The 17090-nt window shown below is 69.0% G+C and carries 14 protein-coding genes and 4 pseudogenes; 10 read left to right on the plus strand and 8 right to left on the minus strand.

Translation table 11 applies throughout. The features are described from left to right. The first annotated feature begins 178 nt into the window (after window positions 1–178). From ABZ951_RS21550 to ABZ951_RS21565, 4 genes are all read left to right on the plus strand, one after another. On the plus strand, window positions 179–337 hold the full coding sequence (locus ABZ951_RS21550) for a hypothetical protein (RefSeq protein ID WP_344084046.1): 159 nt from the start codon (window positions 179–181) through the stop codon (window positions 335–337). Window positions 338–527: 190 nt separating this feature from the next. Then, entirely contained in the window at window positions 528–1658 is a 1131-nt protein-coding gene (gene ispG, locus ABZ951_RS21555) for a flavodoxin-dependent (E)-4-hydroxy-3-methylbut-2-enyl-diphosphate synthase (protein WP_344084049.1), read from the plus strand. Continuing rightward, window positions 1655–2743, plus strand: coding sequence for a polyprenyl synthetase family protein (locus ABZ951_RS21560; RefSeq protein WP_344084052.1), 1089 nt, complete (start codon window positions 1655–1657; stop codon window positions 2741–2743). Before ispG ends, ABZ951_RS21560 begins: the two co-directional genes overlap by 4 nt. Continuing rightward, complete coding sequence (locus tag ABZ951_RS21565; protein WP_344084055.1) at window positions 2740–3753, plus strand: 4-hydroxy-3-methylbut-2-enyl diphosphate reductase; 1014 nt, start codon at window positions 2740–2742, stop codon at window positions 3751–3753. Before ABZ951_RS21560 ends, ABZ951_RS21565 begins: the two co-directional genes overlap by 4 nt. A gap of 122 nt (window positions 3754–3875) precedes the next feature. Here the strand turns inward: ABZ951_RS21565 and ABZ951_RS21570 are convergent, their stop codons facing one another. The 4 genes from ABZ951_RS21570 to ABZ951_RS21585 all read right to left on the minus strand — a co-directional run bounded on the left by ABZ951_RS21570 (window position 3876) and on the right by ABZ951_RS21585 (window position 8691). Beyond that, window positions 3876–4025, minus strand: a complete 150-nt coding sequence (locus ABZ951_RS21570) for a hypothetical protein (RefSeq protein WP_344084308.1) — start codon at window positions 4023–4025, stop codon at window positions 3876–3878. Between the two features lie 162 nt (window positions 4026–4187). Next, the gene (locus ABZ951_RS21575) at window positions 4188–5237 is read right to left on the minus strand and encodes a hypothetical protein (RefSeq protein ID WP_344084058.1); all 1050 of its coding nucleotides are present in this window, start codon (window positions 5235–5237) and stop codon (window positions 4188–4190) included. A 1247-nt stretch (window positions 5238–6484) separates the two neighbouring features. After that, a complete protein-coding gene (locus tag ABZ951_RS21580; protein WP_344084061.1) occupies window positions 6485–7594 on the minus strand; it encodes a hypothetical protein in 1110 nt (369 codons plus the stop codon). A 41-nt stretch (window positions 7595–7635) separates the two neighbouring features. Further along, window positions 7636–8691 (minus strand): polyprenyl synthetase family protein, encoded by a 1056-nt coding sequence (locus ABZ951_RS21585; protein ID WP_344084064.1) that lies wholly within the window; start codon window positions 8689–8691, stop codon window positions 7636–7638. Window positions 8692–9067: 376 nt separating this feature from the next. Between ABZ951_RS21585 and ABZ951_RS21590 the strand changes: the two genes are divergently transcribed. Next, the gene (locus ABZ951_RS21590) at window positions 9068–10129 is read left to right on the plus strand and encodes a terpene synthase family protein (protein WP_344084067.1); all 1062 of its coding nucleotides are present in this window, start codon (window positions 9068–9070) and stop codon (window positions 10127–10129) included. 635 nt (window positions 10130–10764) lie between these two features. Continuing rightward, a pseudogene (locus ABZ951_RS21595) lies at window positions 10765–10973 on the plus strand (transposase); the annotation flags it as partial. A gap of 698 nt (window positions 10974–11671) precedes the next feature. Here ABZ951_RS21595 and ABZ951_RS21600 read toward each other — a convergent pair. Together ABZ951_RS21600 and ABZ951_RS21605 are read right to left on the minus strand one after the other, a co-directional pair. Beyond that, window positions 11672–12247 (minus strand): hypothetical protein, encoded by a 576-nt coding sequence (locus ABZ951_RS21600; RefSeq protein WP_344084070.1) that lies wholly within the window; start codon window positions 12245–12247, stop codon window positions 11672–11674. A 103-nt stretch (window positions 12248–12350) separates the two neighbouring features. After that, window positions 12351–12614 (minus strand): annotated as a pseudogene (locus ABZ951_RS21605) (recombinase family protein); the annotation flags it as partial. A gap of 368 nt (window positions 12615–12982) precedes the next feature. On the opposite strand from ABZ951_RS21605, the gene ABZ951_RS21610 reads away from it, so the two are divergent. The 3 genes from ABZ951_RS21610 to ABZ951_RS21620 are packed head-to-tail and all read left to right on the plus strand — an operon-like array spanning window position 12983 to window position 13990. Then, window positions 12983–13309: a PadR family transcriptional regulator gene (locus ABZ951_RS21610; RefSeq protein ID WP_344084073.1), complete on the plus strand. Its 327-nt coding sequence runs from the start codon at window positions 12983–12985 to the stop codon at window positions 13307–13309. Then, entirely contained in the window at window positions 13306–13662 is a 357-nt protein-coding gene (locus tag ABZ951_RS21615; RefSeq protein ID WP_344084075.1) for a DUF1048 domain-containing protein, read from the plus strand. Before ABZ951_RS21610 ends, ABZ951_RS21615 begins: the two co-directional genes overlap by 4 nt. A gap of 1 nt (window position 13663) precedes the next feature. Further along, window positions 13664–13990 (plus strand): DUF1048 domain-containing protein, encoded by a 327-nt coding sequence (locus ABZ951_RS21620; protein ID WP_344084078.1) that lies wholly within the window; start codon window positions 13664–13666, stop codon window positions 13988–13990. A gap of 66 nt (window positions 13991–14056) precedes the next feature. On the opposite strand, the pseudogene ABZ951_RS21625 reads toward ABZ951_RS21620, so the two are convergent. Beyond that, window positions 14057–15198: pseudogene (locus ABZ951_RS21625) on the minus strand (DUF4158 domain-containing protein). 522 nt (window positions 15199–15720) lie between these two features. Between ABZ951_RS21625 and ABZ951_RS21630 the strand changes: the two are divergent. After that, window positions 15721–15894, plus strand: a pseudogene (locus ABZ951_RS21630) (transposase); the annotation flags it as partial. Window positions 15895–16011: 117 nt separating this feature from the next. Here ABZ951_RS21630 and ABZ951_RS21635 read toward each other — a convergent pair. After that, window positions 16012–17061 carry a hypothetical protein gene (locus ABZ951_RS21635; protein WP_344084081.1) on the minus strand — a complete coding sequence of 350 codons (1050 nt, stop codon included), beginning with the start codon at window positions 17059–17061 and terminating at the stop codon, window positions 16012–16014. Window positions 17062–17090 lie beyond the last annotated feature (29 nt).

The raw sequence follows: 17090 nt of genomic DNA on the forward strand, positions 1-17090 counted from the left end.
CGACCTCCGGAGCGCCGCCCGGACCGGCGAGTTCCTGGCGCCGATGTTCTCGCCCCGGGCAGCGCTCCGGCCCCGGTGCCGGCACCCTGCGGCCGAGGAGCGGTTCCGTGCTCGACCGTGAGACATCCGCGAGGCTGCGGTATCCGTTCCCCACCCTGTCAACCCGCACGCGACGGCCATGCAGGAGCACACCGACCGCTGCTGGATCGACGGTGAGTGGGCGGGACTCGTATCGCCCGAGGTCGCGGAGTGCTTCAAGAAGACCCGCACTGCCTACATGGCGGCGTACTTCTACCCCATGGCGACCTGGGACGGCTCAAACCGCTGGCGCGGATGATGCTTCGCCGCGGAGCCCGTCGCCCGCGCCGCGGCCCGCACACACACCGAACGGAGCCCCTCATGCCCCCGCCACCGCATGACAGCGGTATCCACGGCAGTACCCACGGCCGTGACCTCACCGACAGCCCCCGCGGGCGATCGTCCCGCTCCCCGGCCGACGAAGCCCGCCGCGTACGGGAGACGTCCTGATGACCACCCACCTCGGGTTGCCCATCATCCCCCCGAAGGCACCGCAGCGCCGTGCATCGCGGCGGATCCGGGTCGGTGACGTTCCGGTCGGGGGCGGCTCGCCGGTCTCCGTGCAGACCATGACGACGACCACGACGGCGGATGTGGACGCGACGTTGCGGCAGATCGCGGAGGTCACGGCCGCGGGCTGCGACATCGTGCGGGTGGCCGTACCCTCGCGGGATGACGCCGACGCGCTGCCGGCGATCGTCGCGAAGTCCCCGCTGCCGGTGGTGGCGGACATCCACTTCCAGCCCCGTTACGTCTTCGCCGCGATCGACGCCGGCTGCGCGGCGGTGCGCGTCAACCCGGGCAACATCAAGCGTTTCGACGACCGCGTCGCCGACATCGCCAAGGCCGCCTCGGCCGCGAAGGTGCCGATCCGCATCGGTGTCAACGCCGGCTCCCTCGACCCCCGGCTGCTGGCCAAGCACGGCGCCGCCACACCCGAGGCGCTCGTGGAATCGGCGCTGTGGGAGTGCTCGCTGTTCGAAGAACACGGCTTCCAGGACCTGAAGATCGCGGTGAAACACCACGACCCCATGACGATGGTCACGGCCAACCGCCTCCTGGCCGCCGCCTGCCACTACCCCCTCCACCTCGGCGTCACCGAAGCCGGACCCGCCTTCCAGGGCGCGATCAAATCCGCCGTCGCCTTCGGCATCCTCCTCGCCGAAGGCATCGGCGACACCATCCGCGTCTCCCTCTCCGCCCCACCCGTCGAACAGGTTAAAGCCGGTACCCACATCCTCCAGTCCCTCGGCCTGCGCCCCCGCCAGCTGGAGATCGTCTCCTGCCCCGGCTGCGGCCGCCTTCAAGTCGACATTCACAAGCTCGCCGCCCAGGTCCAGGCCGCCTTCGACGGGTTCCCCCACCCCCTCCGCGTCGCCGTCATGGGCTGCGTCGTCAACGGCCCCGGCGAAGCCCGCGAAGCCGATCTCGGCGTCTCCTGCGGCAACGGCAAAGGCCAGATCTTCGTCCACGGCGAAGTCGTCCGCACCGTCCCCGAACACCGCGTCGTCGACACCTTGGTGGAAGAAGCCCTGCGTCTCACCGAACTACCTCCCCCCGAAACGAGTGACCCGGCATGAACCCGCCCCCCACCCTGACCACCGAACCCCCCGACCTCGCTCACCTCCGCCACCGGGTCGAAGAGGCCCTGACAGCCTTCGTCAACGCCAAACGCGAGGCCACGCGCGAGGCCGGCATGCCCGGGGAAGCGACCGAGACCCTGGCCGACTTCGTCCTCGACGGCGGCAAACGCCTGCGTCCCCTGCTATGCCTGCTCGGCTGGCACACCGCCACCGAGACGCCCCCGCCCCCGGCGGTCGTCCGCACGGCCGCCGCTCTGGAGATCTTCCACGACTTCTGCCTCATCCACGACGACGTCATGGACCACTCCGCCCTGCGCCGCGGCCACCCCACCGTCCACCGCGTCCTGGCGGCCCACCACCGACCGGCCCGCACTCAGGCCGGCGCCGACGAACTCGGCGCCCACGCCGCCGTACTCGTCGGCGACCTCGCCTTCGTCTGGTCCGACGAACTCCTGCACACCGCCGGGCTGACTCCGGTGCAGACGGAGGTCGCCTGGCCGCTGATCGACGCCATGCGCTCCGAGGTCGTCCAGGGCCAGTACCTCGACCTCGTCCAGGGCGACGCGCCCGACACCGACCTCGACGCCCCGCTGCGCGTCATCCGCTACAAGACCGCCAAGTACACCGTCGAACGCCCCCTGCACATCGGCGCCACCCTCGCCGGGGCCGGCCCCGCCCTCCTCCAGGCCCTCAGCGCCTACGCCCTCCCGCTCGGCGAGGCGTTCCAACTCCGCGACGACCTCCTCGGCATCTTCGGCGACCCCACCCACACCGGCAAACCCAACCTCGACGACCTCCGCGAAGGCAAACACACCGTTCTCATCGCCCACGCCCTCCACCACGCCGACCCCGGCCAACGCGCACTCCTCCGCCACGCCCTGGGCGACCCCCACCTGACCGAAGACACCGCCACCCGCGTCCGCGCCGTCCTCGTCTCCACCGGCGCCCACGCCATCGTGGAACAACTCATCCGCGACCGCCGTGAACAGGCCCTCAACGCCCTCGACGACCTCAACGCTCCGCCCGCCACCCGCCGCGTTCTGCAGAACGTCGCCTTGACGACCACCGTGAGGCAGTCATGACCACCGCCCCGACCCCCCGCCGCATCCTGCTGGCCTCACCACGCGGAGTCTGCGCGGGCGTCGACCGCGCCATCGAGACCGTCGAGAAGGCCCTGGAGCGGTACGGGCCGCCGGTCTATGTGCGCCATGAGATCGTCCATAACAAATACGTGGTGAAGACCCTGGAGAAGAAGGGCGCGATCTTCGTCGACGAGACGTTCGAGGTGCCCGAGGGCAACATCGTCATCTTCTCCGCGCACGGCGTCGCCCCGGTCGTCCACGAGGAGGCCGCCCGCAGGAAGCTGGCCACCATCGACGCGACCTGCCCGCTGGTCACCAAGGTCCACAAGGAAGCCGTCCGCTACGCGCGCGAAGGCTACGACATCCTCCTCATCGGCCACGAGGGCCACGAAGAGGTCATCGGGACCTCCGGCGAGGCCCCCGACCACATCCAGCTCGTCGACGACCCCGACGACGTCGCCAACGTCGAGGTCCGCGACCCGGACAAGGTCGTCTGGCTCTCCCAGACCACGCTCTCCGTCGACGAGACCATGGAAACCGTCGGCGCCCTGAAGAACAAGTTCCCCAACCTCCTCTCCCCGCCGTCCGACGACATCTGCTACGCCACGCAGAACCGGCAGACCGCGGTCAAGAAGATGAGCGCCGAGTCCGACCTCGTCATCGTCGTCGGCTCCAAGAACTCCTCCAACTCCGTCCGACTCGTCGAAGTCGCCCTCGGCGCGGGAGCCGGCGCGGCCCACCTGGTCGACTACGCCGATGAGATCGACGAGGCCTGGCTGGACGGCGTCGACACGGTCGGCCTCACCTCCGGCGCCTCCGTCCCCGAAATTCTCGTCGAGCGCGTCTTGGAATGGCTCGCCGCACGCGGCTACGAGGACGTCGAAACCGTCAAGGCCGCCGAGGAGTCCATCGCCTTCTCCCTCCCCAAGGAGCTCCGCCGCGACCTGCGCGCCGAGGCCGCGGCACCCGTCGAGGTGCGGAGGGCGACACGACCAGGCGGCGAGTGGTGAACTCTGAGTGGGAAGACGCGTAGCGGAGCGGATTCCCGGCCTGTCACTGTATGGAGCAAGGCAATGCTCGGGGTGTCGGGTAGCGACCTGTCGTACGGTATGACGCCTTGGCTCCCCTGTCCCTACGCCGCGGTGCAGCTGAGACAGAACAGGTCCTGGACGCGATCCGTGCGTGACCGCGCTTCCAGGTCACCGGTCCCGTGGTGGCCGAGCCCCGTGACGTCCCGGGTGAAGTTGGGGACGTGGTCGGCCTCGGCGGACAGTTCATCCATTGCGCCTTCGGCTGCGCGGGCACCGGGCGCCGTGGTCTCTTTCGCCTAGCGGACGCGCGGCGCTGCCACCTGGTCAGCTGGGCCCCGGCCGTTGCTCTGGACCGGGCCCGGGGCCGGGAGCCCCATTGCGAGGTCATGAAGAAGAAAGGGGACGCAGGTGTCCTAGCGGCCGGGCGGGTGCTCCGTTGAGGGAACTTGGAGGGCGCGGTCGAGTCGGTGGTCGTGGGCCAAGTGACTGGTGGTGTCGGTGTAGCGGGGGATGATGGCCTGGCTGTAACCGGCCCCCGCGAGATACAGGGCGCAGGTGTCGGCCCAGTGCCGCAGCCCGGTTCGGTCGGACATGGTGAGGTCGGCGCTTTCGGCGAGCTGCGGCAGGGCGCGGCTCAAGGTGGTGAACTCTTCGGCGAGCTTCGTGATGCGGTCGGCTGCCGCGGTGCGGGCGGTGTGCGGGGAGTGTCCTTCGGCTTCCCAGGCCAGCAGGACGTTGTCGTCGTTGCCGTCGACGCGTTCGCGTTCCACGGAGTACAGGTCGTTCAGGAAGACAGTGATGTCCGTGATGATCCGGCGGATGCACTGGATCTCGGGCAGGGCGAAGACGGCCGGAGGGATCTCCCAGTCGCACGCCGCCTCGAACAGGTCGCCGTAGGCGTGCATGCCGACGGTGAGGCGGCGCACCTTCAGGCGCTCGGTGAAGGGCAGCGGTGGCCCGCTGCGGGCGCGGTGCGCCGTGGCCTGGATGACCCCGCCCCACCACAGGGTCAGGTGATGGCGGTGGCGCCGCAGCCATACCGGGCTCATCAGGCGCGCGAAGTCGGCGAGGAGGTCGGCCATGGCGCGGGAGAACGGGTGGCGCGCGGTGACCGGTTCGGATGGCGGGTGTTCGATCGCCGTCATCATGTGGTTCAGCACGCGGCACGTGACGTCCAGGCGGCGCCCCAGGGAAGTGCTGTCGAACTGGTCGTCGAACATGATGCCCAGGGAGAGCCACTTGTCGATCAGCAGCAGTCGATCGGCGGGTGCGTCGGGGAAGCACCAGGCTTCGAGAGCGGTGAGGTCGACGTGGTCCCACCAGCGGCATGCGGCTGATGTGGGCAGCATGCCCATGTCGATAGCCCACTGGCGCGTCCGGGGACGTACCCGGTCGGCATGGGGGTTACGGCGCAAGGGGAAGGGTAGCTCGACGACGGGCCAGCTGTCGGTGTGAGCGGTCATGAGGCGGCACTCCTTCACCGCCCGGCGTGGGCGGGCGCCCGTGCGCGGACGGACGGTGCGGAAACCAGAGGTCTGCCGTCTTCCACTCCAGCGACAGGCCGCTTCGGTGGGCGGAACCGCCGGAAGCCGGTTCGTTCGGCGTGGATTCGGGCCTCCCCGACGGGGGACCGCGACGGGGCTCCACCTGCCACCCTCAACGCTAGGGTGGATCCTGGCCCACGCCAAGGGCGTATCGGGGAGAGTGGGTGCTAACGGCCATGACGGACACTCCATGGCGTACGCGGCGCACGGTGGAAGCGTGGCCAGGGCCGGCCAGGCCGGGTGAGTGAGCTTTTACTGGACCCCAGGGTTCCGGACGGCAGTGACATCGACCTTGGGATCGCGTCGATGCAGGAACCGAGCAGCAGGCCTTCGCCGCCGACGGCGCGGGTGGTTCGCCGGCCGGGGCCCCTTTTCGCGGACCCCGACCGCGTGGCGCGCGCACGACGGTCGAGTCGACCGCGACCACCCACTCTTCTCCCGCAGCCGACCACCCCGTTTCCGGGCCCGATTCGGCAGCAGCGGCCCGATCCGCGCCCACTGCGCGTCAGTCAACGGCACACCGAACCAGCGATCAGATGATCCGAAAGAAAACAGCCTACGAACACCTGCCGAGGTCAACGGCCCGGCTACCGGCGCCGGAGCAGCTCTGTGTATGCCGTCACAGGGTCGGCACGTGGCTGTGCCGAGTGTGGCGGCCGGGCCCATCTCGCCCGTGTCCATGGTGGGTGTGCGCCGGGCTGCGCGCTTGTTGCGAACGTTGAGTGCGCCTGTGCGCCCTGCCCGCGCAGGATCGTACCCCCTTTGGACAGCCCGTTTCACCCCCCCCGGCCCCAGGATGAAGAAGGCTCACTGGCACGCCCAGAACTGTTTTGAGCTGGTCGGCTGCCTCTTCTTCGATAGCCAGGCGTGAGTTGGTGTGGCAGGCGGCAAGGTAGTCGCTGCGAATGTACGGGTGATCGTTGGCCTCAACTATTAGCGAAAGACGAGAGGTTGCGGTAGTGGCCGGGTTGCGGGGCGAAGAGCGCGTGTTCCCATCGATGGACATGGGTCATGTTCCTGGAGGTCTGGAGCTGGTCGGCGAGGCCTGGGAGGGTGGCGCTGAGGAGGTCTACTGAGCGTTCGGCGAGTGTTGCGTCGTCGAGGTTCTGGTTGAGCTCGGTGTAGTCGGTTCGGTGGTAGATCGTTACCAGCCCCTCGGCACCCCCTTACCGGGGTTTCGGCGGTGCGAGGTGCTGCCATATCCAGGCGATGTCGGGGTACGGGGGAGGAGTGAGGTCGTCGGGGTCCCACAGCAGGGGATTCGTACTCGGGCTGATCAGGGGCTGAGTCGCCGGGGCATCGGCTTGGCCGGCCAGGCTGGTGGTGAGGTAGCGGGCGCTGGTCGCGGTGAATACGACGGTGGCGGGGATCCACTGGGGGAGTTCGGCGGCGTAGCGGGCGACGGCCGGTCGCGGATCCTCCAGGAGTTGCTGCTGGAGGCGCAGCATGAGGCAGAGCGTGCGCTCGTAGAGTTCTGCGGCCTTCAGTAGCGCGGTGGTGGTGTCGAGGGAGTGTTCGGTGGCGAGGGCGGTGAAGAGGCTGATGCCGTCCTGGCCGTTCTGGGTTTCTTTGGCCAGACTGCCGAGGTCGTTGATGATGGTGCAGGGGTAGAACACTGACTGGGTGAAGGCGCACACGAGTGGGTCGTAGAGATCGGCCGTTGTCATCGCGTACCCGGCGCCCGGCCCCGTGTATACGGCCAGGGGCCCGCTGCCGGCTTTGTATCTGCGCATGCGCAGATACTCGCCAACCGTGGGTGGTGTAGTGCGGGACTGGAGCGCGAGTTTCCACAGTTGGCCACCGAGCCACAGGTCGTTCTCGCTGCGGAGCATGGCCATGGCGTCCGGGTCCAGGCACGCCTCCAGGAGGCGCCGCAGGTCGCGGAGGCTGGTGAGGAACGGGTCCGACGGCAGGGGGATGTCGGACGGCTCATACAGGACGCGGTTGGCCTCGCCCGTCAGCGCCATCGCACGGGCTGGATCCTCTGCCAGGTGGTCGAGGTGGTCGTCCCACAGGAAAGCCCAGTAGGTGTAGCAGGTCATGGCGATCGCCGCCTGCTCGGTGACATAGGGCATCCCGCGGGCGACGAATGTGCCGATGTTCACCCGGGTGATGCGGGAACCCGGAGCGCACAGTCCTTGACCGACCGCCCAAGCGGCCCCGGCCCGGTCGAGGAACGCACCACCGGCCGGATGCTCCTGGAGGGGCACCGGGCAGTAGAGTTGCAGGCCCTCGGGGGCCAGGCTACCCACGAGCCGGCTGAGAGGGGTCGTCATGCGGTGCCTCCACGGCGGTTCCTGTGCCGGTCTGTCAGGTGTCAGTGGTCGCGGGTGGTGAGCAGGCGGGCCAGAGCCGTGAGTTCGGCCCCGGCGCCCGGTTCGGGTCGGGCGCCGTGCAGGCGTTCCAGGGCCTGTCGGGTGTGCCGTTCGCATTCGTGCCTTGCCCAGGCGCGACCTCCGGCCTGTTCCACCAGGCGGGCCGTCAGCTCCTGCTCGGCGGAGGACAGCGGGCCGGGGCACGCGTACAGGGCACGCAACTGCTGTGCGGCTGGGTCGTCGGCGCCCAGCGCAGCCGCGATGGGCAGGGATCTCTTGCGGGCGGCCAAGTCGGAGCCGGCCGGTTTGCCGGTGCGCTGCGGGTCGCCCCAGATGCTGAGAAGATCGTCGACGAGCTGGAAGGCAGCCCCGAGGTGAGCCCCGAACGCTCGCAGGTGCGCGACCCGCGGTTCGTCCCCGCCGCCGGCCAGTGCCCCCAGCGCGCACGCGGCGGCCATCAGGGCACCGGTCTTGCCCGCCGCCATCGCCTGGACCTCCTTCAGCGAGGCTCCCGTCCCGCCTTCGCCCTCCAGGAGTGTGTCGGTGTACTCGCCTTCGATCAGTTCCTGTACCGAGGCCGTGAGCACCGCCACTCCCGCCGAAGTGTCCATCGGTGGTTGAGCGGTGGCCAGCACATGAACGGCTAGGAAGAACAGGGCATCACCGGCCAGAACCGCGGCCGGTACGCCCATCCGGGCCCACAGCGTGGGGCGGCCCCGGCGGGTGAGGTCGCCGTCGATGATGTCGTCGTGCAGGAGCGAGGCGTTGTGGACCAGCTCGACGGCCACCGCCGCCGCCACCCCCGCTGACCGGCTGCCCCCCACCGCTGCGCACGCCCCCAGGGTCAGCGCGGGCCGCACGCTCTTCCCTGTGCCCGTCACGGCGGAAAGCTCCGTGCCGTCGGTGTCCCACCAGCCGAAGTGCATCCCCACCGGATGCCGGATCCGGTGCGGCAGCCGCGTGACCGCCTCCCGCACAGCCGGTCCGGTCACCGCGGCGGCATCGGCCAGCACCTGCCGGGCGTCACGGGCAGGGCGGGTGAAGGGCTCCGCTGTCATCGCTCTTCCCTCCGCAGCCAAAAAGCATACAGATCCCATTGAGAGGTGCATTCTCCCAGCCGAATGTGGGCGGGCGGAAGTAGATGGGGCACACTCGGATGCCGAAGGAATCGTGCTGTCAGCCGGGTGCGGCAGAGGCACAGGCCCGGCGAGGCCGGGCTGCCGAGCTCGCCGTCCTCGCGCGCATGGTTACCCACCGTGAGAGCTGACGGAACGGGGGACTGGCGGAGGAGCTCGGGGGTAGTCTCCGAGCGGGGCACGCCGACGAGGCAGCCACACCGCCGGTTGCCACCCGGTTTCCGGTCCGGGAGGGGCGATGGCGGACGGAAAGACAACGGATAACGGCGACCTGCCTTACATGATCCCCGCGCTGTACATGCCTGTCCCCGTCCGGCCGCACGCCCACGCCGACCAGGTAGTGCGCGGCGTGGAGGCGTGGCTGTGGCGGGTCGGGCTGTTCGAGGTGGAGGAATACCGGCGGGTGTACCGGAACCTCAGGCTGGGGGAGGTATTCAGTACCTGCCACCCCACCGGCAACATCGCAAGGCTCATCGCCATCGCCCCCGCCTACATGCTGGCGTTCTTCGCAGACAACCCCCAGACGGGAGACGAGCACGCCTCCGAATTCCTGCAGGGAATGACAGGCGGATTACTCGGTCTCACCCCGCCCCAGGTCATCAAACTGATCGCGGACCCCGGGATCGACGCATTCCTCACCAGCCCGCTCGCGAAGGCGTTCCTAGCCGCCAACCGTCCCCTGCGGGCCACCACCTCTCCAGGCAAGTACGAGTGCTACATCACGCGTTTCCTGGAGTGGTTCGGGGCCGAGAGCCGGCACGCCGCACAGAGCCGTCGGACCCTGGACGAAGCCCTGCGGCACCGGCTGGTCACCGCCGGAATGCCGGTCGTCGCGGCCTACACCGCCATTGCCTACCCCGAGCTGACCGAGGAAGACGCGCGCTCACGCGAAGCCGCCGCGGTGTGGGAACTGAGCGCGCTCACCACAGCGATGCACAACGACCTCTACTCCGGATACACCGAGCTGTACCGCGACGGCGAACTGCGCCCGGACTCCGCCACGGGCGGCAACACGATCCCCGCCTTCGCGCACGAATACGGCATCACCATCCACCAGGCCGCCCAACGCGTCGCCGAACTCGCCGACCGCGCCATCGCAGAGGCGGTGCGCCGCGTCCACGTCCTGGCGCGACAGCAGGCACCCGCGGTTCTGATCGACTACCTGAACACCGCCCTGGCCTACCCCGCCACCGCGCTGTCGTGGTATCCGCAGCAGATGACCGGCCGCTACCGCTCACCCGGCCTCGACCTCTCCTCCGTCACCGTCACACAAGCACCGCGCCCGGCAGCTACCGGAGCACCGGGCATCACCTGCATCGACCACCTGTGGAACACCGACACAACACATCAGGTGCGGTAGCCAGGCCATTGCCCGGACCCTCATCCACCCGGCCAACGCGACCCACACGAAAGGCGAGGGTGTGAACTCGCGCGTGCTGCCCATGCTGCGTACTGCCAAGCTACGAACCGCACGGGGGCGGGTGGCGCAGAGCCACAACAGAGTGCGGGCGCAATGGAGTCATCGTCGGTGGGATCGCAGATTTACCAATCCGTTTTCCATGAGACGGCTTCATTGCCAGCGAAGTCGCCAATCCTGGAGGCCGCACAGGGCGACGGCGGTGCGAAGGCTGCGTCCGACGTTCCAGGCGTGCCGCCGTGCTGCTGTATCCAGCTTGTCGTCGCCCCCTGCTGGGTCATCTGACCAGTGTGTTTCCGGTAGACCGGCTGGGGCAGCAGGATTACAGGGGCGAGGCAGGTGACGCCGACGGCGGCGACATCGTCGTAGCGGGCCAGATGTTGGGTGTAGGTCTCGGGGGCCAGCCACCCGGCGCCCTCCCATGCGGCGAGCCACGTGCGGCCGGTGCGGGCGGCGACCTTTCAGCCCCGGCGGTTGTTCCGATCACGTGTCGGCTTGGGCGGAGCCAGGGCGGTTTCGGGGCCTGCGACCACTCGCCCCATCAGGTCGTCGACGGCCTTGTCTATGGCATCCTCGGCGACATGCTCGACTTCTGGCAGGCGTTTTTCCGCCGCTTCGACCTGGCGTACACCTTCCGCTTGCGAAGCAGACCCTCGCCTGGACCACTCCGAAGCACCGTATTCCCAAGGCAGCAGACCGCTGGACCTGGATCTTGATCGTCGCTCACACTCAGCTCCGGCTCGTCCGGCCTTTCGCCGAGGACCTCCGCCGGCCGTGGGAGAAACCCGCCACCTCCGACTGGCTCCCCCCTGGAGTCGGCTGCGTGGGATTCGTGTCGCATGTGAAAGTGGTACAGCACTGGCTGCAGCGCCTGGCTGTCGTGGGTCTTGACCGCGGGGAGTTCAACGCGTAGGGGCAGCCCGTCCGCGTCGGACAGGACATGCGTCCTGGAACCGGGCGCACTTGTAGGTCCGCAGGGCTCGGGCCTGCAAGTGCGTCAGCACGTACTCCAAGGGGGCGGTCACGGTGGTGGGGCGTGCAGAGCGGTGATCGTGCCCGCCGAGCTACCAGCTCCGTGAGCAGCCCGGCGACCCGCTCCGCCCCGCCTCGGGAAAGCCCGCTGCCAACTCGCGCAGCACGTCGGCAAGCGGGATCGGTGAGCCGGCCGCGGCCAGGGCCATACGCACAGGCGCGGTGTACCGCAACTGGGACCTCCACGGCCGTCGCCCCCTGGCCCCCATCCTGCGGTTGGTAGGGCACGACCAGCCGGTCACCACGGACAACCAGCGCACTGTTGGCGATCACCGGCAGGCGCGCCAGTACCTCCGATCAGCTCTCCAGCCGGGCGATCACCGACGACAGCCACTCCGCGCCGGCCACGGGCCACCGCCAAGTGCCCCTTGCGCCACACCGCAACCACCTCCGTGCCGAAGGACGCGGTGGTGAAGCCGGCGAAGACGGCCACGGGGAACATCGGTACAGCGGTTATCGGTGAGAACGATCATGGTCAGGGCGCGAGTGCGCTGACCCTGTTCTCGTACTCGCGGCGGGCCTTGCGCTGGGCTGGCACTGCGGGAAGACCCGGCCGCCGTCGAGCGGCTGGCAGCGGGCGAGAAGCAGGCGGTGCACGGCGGGGAAGGCGCTGACGCGCAGGGTGTAGCCCTGGCCGCCGCGCCGTACGGTCACCCCCTGGTCGAGCGCGGCGCGCTCGGCGGGCTCCAGTTCGGTGGTGCGGAGGTAGTCGGCGACCTTGCCGGGCATGTCGAGGGTGACCGGCAGCTCCAGGAGGGGAGGGCCCTCCTCGCTGTCGGCGTGGTCGGGCAGGAGGTCGGCGACAGCGGTACGGATGGCGCCGCGACTGACACCGTGGTCACAGCCGAGGGCCGCGATGGAGCGGCCTTCCAGGTACGCGGTGCGTACATCGGCGGCCTGGGCGGCCGCCACGGTTGGGCGGCGCCCGCCCTTCGCGCCCTTGGTCTCGGCGGCGCGCAGCCCGTCGTGGGTCAGCTCGCGCTGGAGGTCGCGTTGGAGTTCGCCTGCGGCGGCGAGGGTCTCCACCATGAACTTCACGGTGGACAACAGCTCGCCGGTGCGGGGGGTGGCGGGCGGTGGGGTCCATGGCGGAGAACGCGCCGTCGTGGATGCGCAGGGCGAGCTGGTCGCGGTGCAGGACTTCGAGGACGTCGAGGATGTGCTGGTTGCCGCGCACGAGGCGGAACATCACGGAGATGTGCACGGTGTCGCCCGGCCGCGCGTAGGTGAGCAGTTCACCGAACTCCGGACGCTGGAGCGGGTGGAGGCGGCTGGAGGTGCCAGGGTCCTCCTCGAAGACGACCGGGCCCTCGATCCCGGCCTCGGCGAGGACGAGGTCCTGCCGGGCGGTGGACTGCTGGTCGGTCGAGACCCGCTTGTAGACCAGGTTTGCCACCGAGGGGCCCCTTCCGTACGGAGGATCGGACCCTATCTGTCGTCAAACCCTGTCAGCGATCACCATCGGACCTGATTGGATGCGCGCCGCCGCGAACCCCCGGATTTCCCGGGTGCATTGGACGCGTCAGCCGCCTGTCGCCATCGTTTGCCGACAGGCACAAGCTGGCCGACAAGGAACCTGGGGATCCGGTAGACGCAAATCCAGGACCGGTCGGCGAGGCCCCGGGCTCCACAGCGGCGGCCACTCATCGGACCGGCTCCGCAATGCCCCGCTCCTCGATCGATACTGCCGCCCTCCGCTACTCGGTGTTACTGTATAGCGGTACTCGGTACCACGTAGTACCGGCAAGTTGAGGAGCACCTGCGGTGAACGACCTGACGGAGATGTTGAAGGGCACGCTCGAAGGGTGCGTGCTCGAAATCATCGGCAGCGAGGAAACCTACGGGTACGCCATCACCCGTCAGCTGAACGAGCTCGGCTTCACCGACGTCATCGAGGGGACGGTGTACGCCATCTTGCTGCGGCTGGAGAGGAACGGGCTCGTCCAGGTGACGAAACGGCCATCCGGGGTCGGTCCGCCGCGCAAGTTCTACGCGCTCAACGACGCCGGACGCGAGGAACTCGCGAAGTTCTGGGCGAAGTGGCAGTACCTCTCATCACGCATCGACAGGCTCAAGGAGGGCGGGAGATGAACTTCTGGGAGAAGGTCACAGGCAGCGATCTCACCAGGGAATGGAAGGCGTTCGAGGCCAGGGCCGAGGTCCTCCCGGACGACTACCGGGCGGCATGGGGGCAGACCATCGCCCACCTTTTCCCCTACGGGGACTTCACCGGTCGCAACCTGATGCCGATCCTCGACTCCGCCCTAGGGCTGCTCGAAGTAGCAGCGGCGGACGGCCAGAGCGTCCACGAGGTGCTCGGCGAGGACATCCAAGGCTTCTGCACCGCGCTGGCCGGCGGAGCAGGGGCCCGGACTTATCGCGACCGATGGCGCGAGCAGTTGAACAGGAACGTCGCGAGGAAATTGAGCCGGCTGGGAGGCTGACATGAGCATCCAGGACATCATCGAAGGCAAGAAACAGTGGCGGGCGCACGTGGCTCGGGTCAAGGCACTCCCGCCGGACTACCAGATCGTCTACAAGGAGATGCAGAAGTACCTGTTCAAAGTCGGGCCGATCAGCCTGCCTGACGGGCCCCTGCTCCCCGGGATCGTCGACTTCTTCGAGGAGGGCGTCGCCGCAGGCAAGGGGGTTGTGGAACTCATCGGCACCGACGTCGCCGCGTTCTGCGACGACCTGGTCAAGGACTCCCCTACCTACGCGGATGTCTACCAGGCATCCATCAACGCGGAACCCGGCACTGACAAGAAGTGACGCCCGCCGCCCGGGTGCGGGCCGAAATCGAGGGCACTGCGTAACCGTCGAGCAGCCCCCTGGCGCTCACTCATCGCCCTCTTCGTCCTCATCCAGTTCGGGCGCCTCCGGGTCGCGCAGCGGACGCAGGGCACCGGCGGCAGGAACACTGGCAGTGAAGCTGTAGCGGCCGAGCAGGTTCAGGTTGCGGTGCTTGAGCGGGGAGAGCCGGGCGATGTCCTCTTCCCGGATCTCGTTGTCCTCGGCGCGGAGCTGGGCGACGGCGGCGTCGATGTACTTCGTGGTCCAGAGCGCGATGGCGTTGAGGATCAGGCCGAGCGCGCCGAGCTAGTCCTCCATCCCGTCGCGGTACGCCTGGTGGATGGTGCCGCGCTTGCCGTGGCACACGTCCCGGGCCAGCTTGTGGCGGGACTCCTGCGCGGTGAGCTGCCGGTTCATCTGCCGGCGGTAGGTGTGTCGTCCACCGGGTCGGCCACCCGCAACAGGTGCTCGGTCTTCGCGATCCGCCCGTACTCGGCGAACGCCGTACCCGTTGTCCGCGTCGGCGGCCGGCGCAGCCGCTCCAGCTCCGAGAACCGCGAGCCCTCCGGCGTCTTCAGCGTCGCCACCAGATCCCCGGGCAGCGCCGGGTCCGCGCGGCGGGCGGCGCCCGCGACGGTGGCGTGAAGCCGCTTCTCCGCGACCGTCCGCGCCTCCGCCACCTGCCGGGCCAGCACGGACACCCCGGGCATCAGGGCCCGGTGACGGCGCAGCCAGCCCACCGCGTGGTCGAACAGCGCCTTCGGGCCATCGGCGTGCGTCCACGCCCACCCGTGCAGGAACGTACGGAACCGTCGGCCCCACTCGGCGTCCTCGTAGGGGTGGTCGGCGTAGGCGTCCCGGATCTCCCACGCGTGGTCGTACAGCGTCTGACGTCGCTCCGTGTACCGCTTGGCCACCGACGGGTCCTCGATGCCGAGCTGCACGGCCAGGTGCTCGACCACCGGCCACGGCACCGCGAGCGGGTCCTCCAGAAATAGTTCGACATATCGAACCGTGCACATCTGGAGCGCGAACCCGAGCCGATGATGCTCCGTCCGCCGCAGGGCGATCAGGTCCCGGTCCACGTCGTCCAGGAAGAAGAACCGCTCCAGCTCGGGCCTCGTCGGCTCCTCGGCGAACGTCCCGTACGCCTCGGCCTGCTCATCGCTCAGAAATTCCACCGGCACGAGCCGGACCGTAGCCAGCCCCGGACCGAGGCCGGAGGCGTTCACCGAACCCCAGCGGCGAAGTGGATCACTGTGCTAGACGGCCATGATCGTTCTCATCGATAACCGCTGTACCTATGTTCCCCGAGGCCGGAACAGGCCAAAGGGCGGAGCACGGGTGTTCTAAATGGAGCGGATAACGGGCAACCGAGAGGACTGCGCGCCGAACGTCGCGTGGGGCCGGGGACGCGGCTTCGCGCAAGGCGTGGACCTGCTCGACGAGCGCGGCTCCGCCGATGTGAGCGAGAAGGCGTCTCTGGAGGTCGGGCGGCAGGTGGCCATCTCCCGCTGCCACGGTCCTGATCCCGCACGGGCCATGTCGCCACAGTTCTGCCCCCACTTGTTGCTGTATCGCCTGCTGAGATCACGCATGTCCCAGACAAAAGAACATCCCGGACACAGCGGGCTCTCCGTCACGGGCCCGTAAAGAGATCCTCGTCCTGGTCCGGGAGGGCCGCCCCAGAGCTCGGGCAGCTCAGTGTCGGGCCGATCACCGCAGCTCAGATCCTGGTCAGGTGGTCCCACCGGGGCCGCTTCCGCTCGGAAGCCGCCTTCGCGTCCTTCGCCGGCGTCTCGCCGACCCTCGCCTCCTCTGGGCTCACCAACCGGCACCGGCTCAACCGCAGCGGGGATCGGCAGCTCAACCGCGCCATGCACCGATCACTCTGACGCGCCTGCGCGCACCTCCTGGGCTTTCTCCCCACCGCCCGCCGCTGACACTCCATGGTCTCGTCCACACACTGCTGAACTGCGGATATTCAGGATGAAAGAGGCTCACTGAATCAGTTCGATGTACGGATGGTCCGGGGATGCCGGGCAGATGTGAAATTGCATGCCATAGCCCCCGGCGAGGACGACCCTGGTGAAGTTCGCCGGGGGATTTCCCTGCGGCAGGGGTGGTGTGTCGCCGGCCTGGTCCTCGATGGGGGCCCAGCTCTCGCTGCCACCGTCCCATTCGGTCGAGGCGATCGTCAGCAGCGGGTCCATCTCGGTGTCGCACCCGGGGCAGCGCCGGGGCATGGGGTCGGTGAGGCCCCAGTTGCTCCAGCCCCCGACCTTCCAGCCGGGGGAGACCGAGAGGTGGTTCAGGTAGAACTCCTCCGGGGCGGCCTCGTAGGAGCTGTCCACCGCTGATCCAGCCGCTCGCCACCTGTGCCAGTCGCCCAGTTGCTCCTGCAGCTCCTTGCTCAGCTCTAGAAAGTTCGGGTATTCGGTGACCTGCTCCGGTGCGAACAGGCAGGGTTCGGGCAGATAGTCGGAGAACTGGATGACGGAAGGATCGGGAGGGGCGCCGAGGATATCGACGACCTCGGCGGCGGTCCGCCAGAACAGTAGGGGCCTGGGGTTCGCCGGGTGGTCGAAGGGACACCAGAGGACCTGAAGGAGATCGGCCTCGGACGGCGCGAGCGTGCGGAGTTGCGGAACGTCACGCGCGTACAGCTGGGCCACGGGCAGCATGGCGACGGGGCCCTGGGGCCAGGGGCGGTCGGCCTGAAGCCGATCGTCGGTCGCCAATTCCTCGCGCGTTGCCCAGGGGCCCTGAGGTTCGCGGCGCCGCCGGTCTTCTATGGCCGCCCGGTGGCGACGCAGCAGCCGCACGTTTGCCGGCGAGGGTCCTGCGTTCGCACCGTGTCCTTCGTGCGGCTCGTCGCAGTGCGGCCACGGCTCGTCGGCGGGCCACAGCAGCGGCCCGCCGACGGAACTGTCGTGCACCGACGGTGACCCGGGGCGGGGGTGCAGTCGGGTGGCCGTGCGTGCCAGCGGGGCCAGTTGAGGGAAGAGCGCGGTGGTGTCGAGCGGCCGCGGCGGGGTGGTGCGACTCATACTGGCTCCCGTAGGCACTAACTGGTTGA

The organism is Streptomyces sp. NPDC046215, assembly GCF_040646215.1.
GTDB lineage: Bacteria > Actinomycetota > Actinomycetes > Streptomycetales > Streptomycetaceae > Streptomyces > Streptomyces stramineus.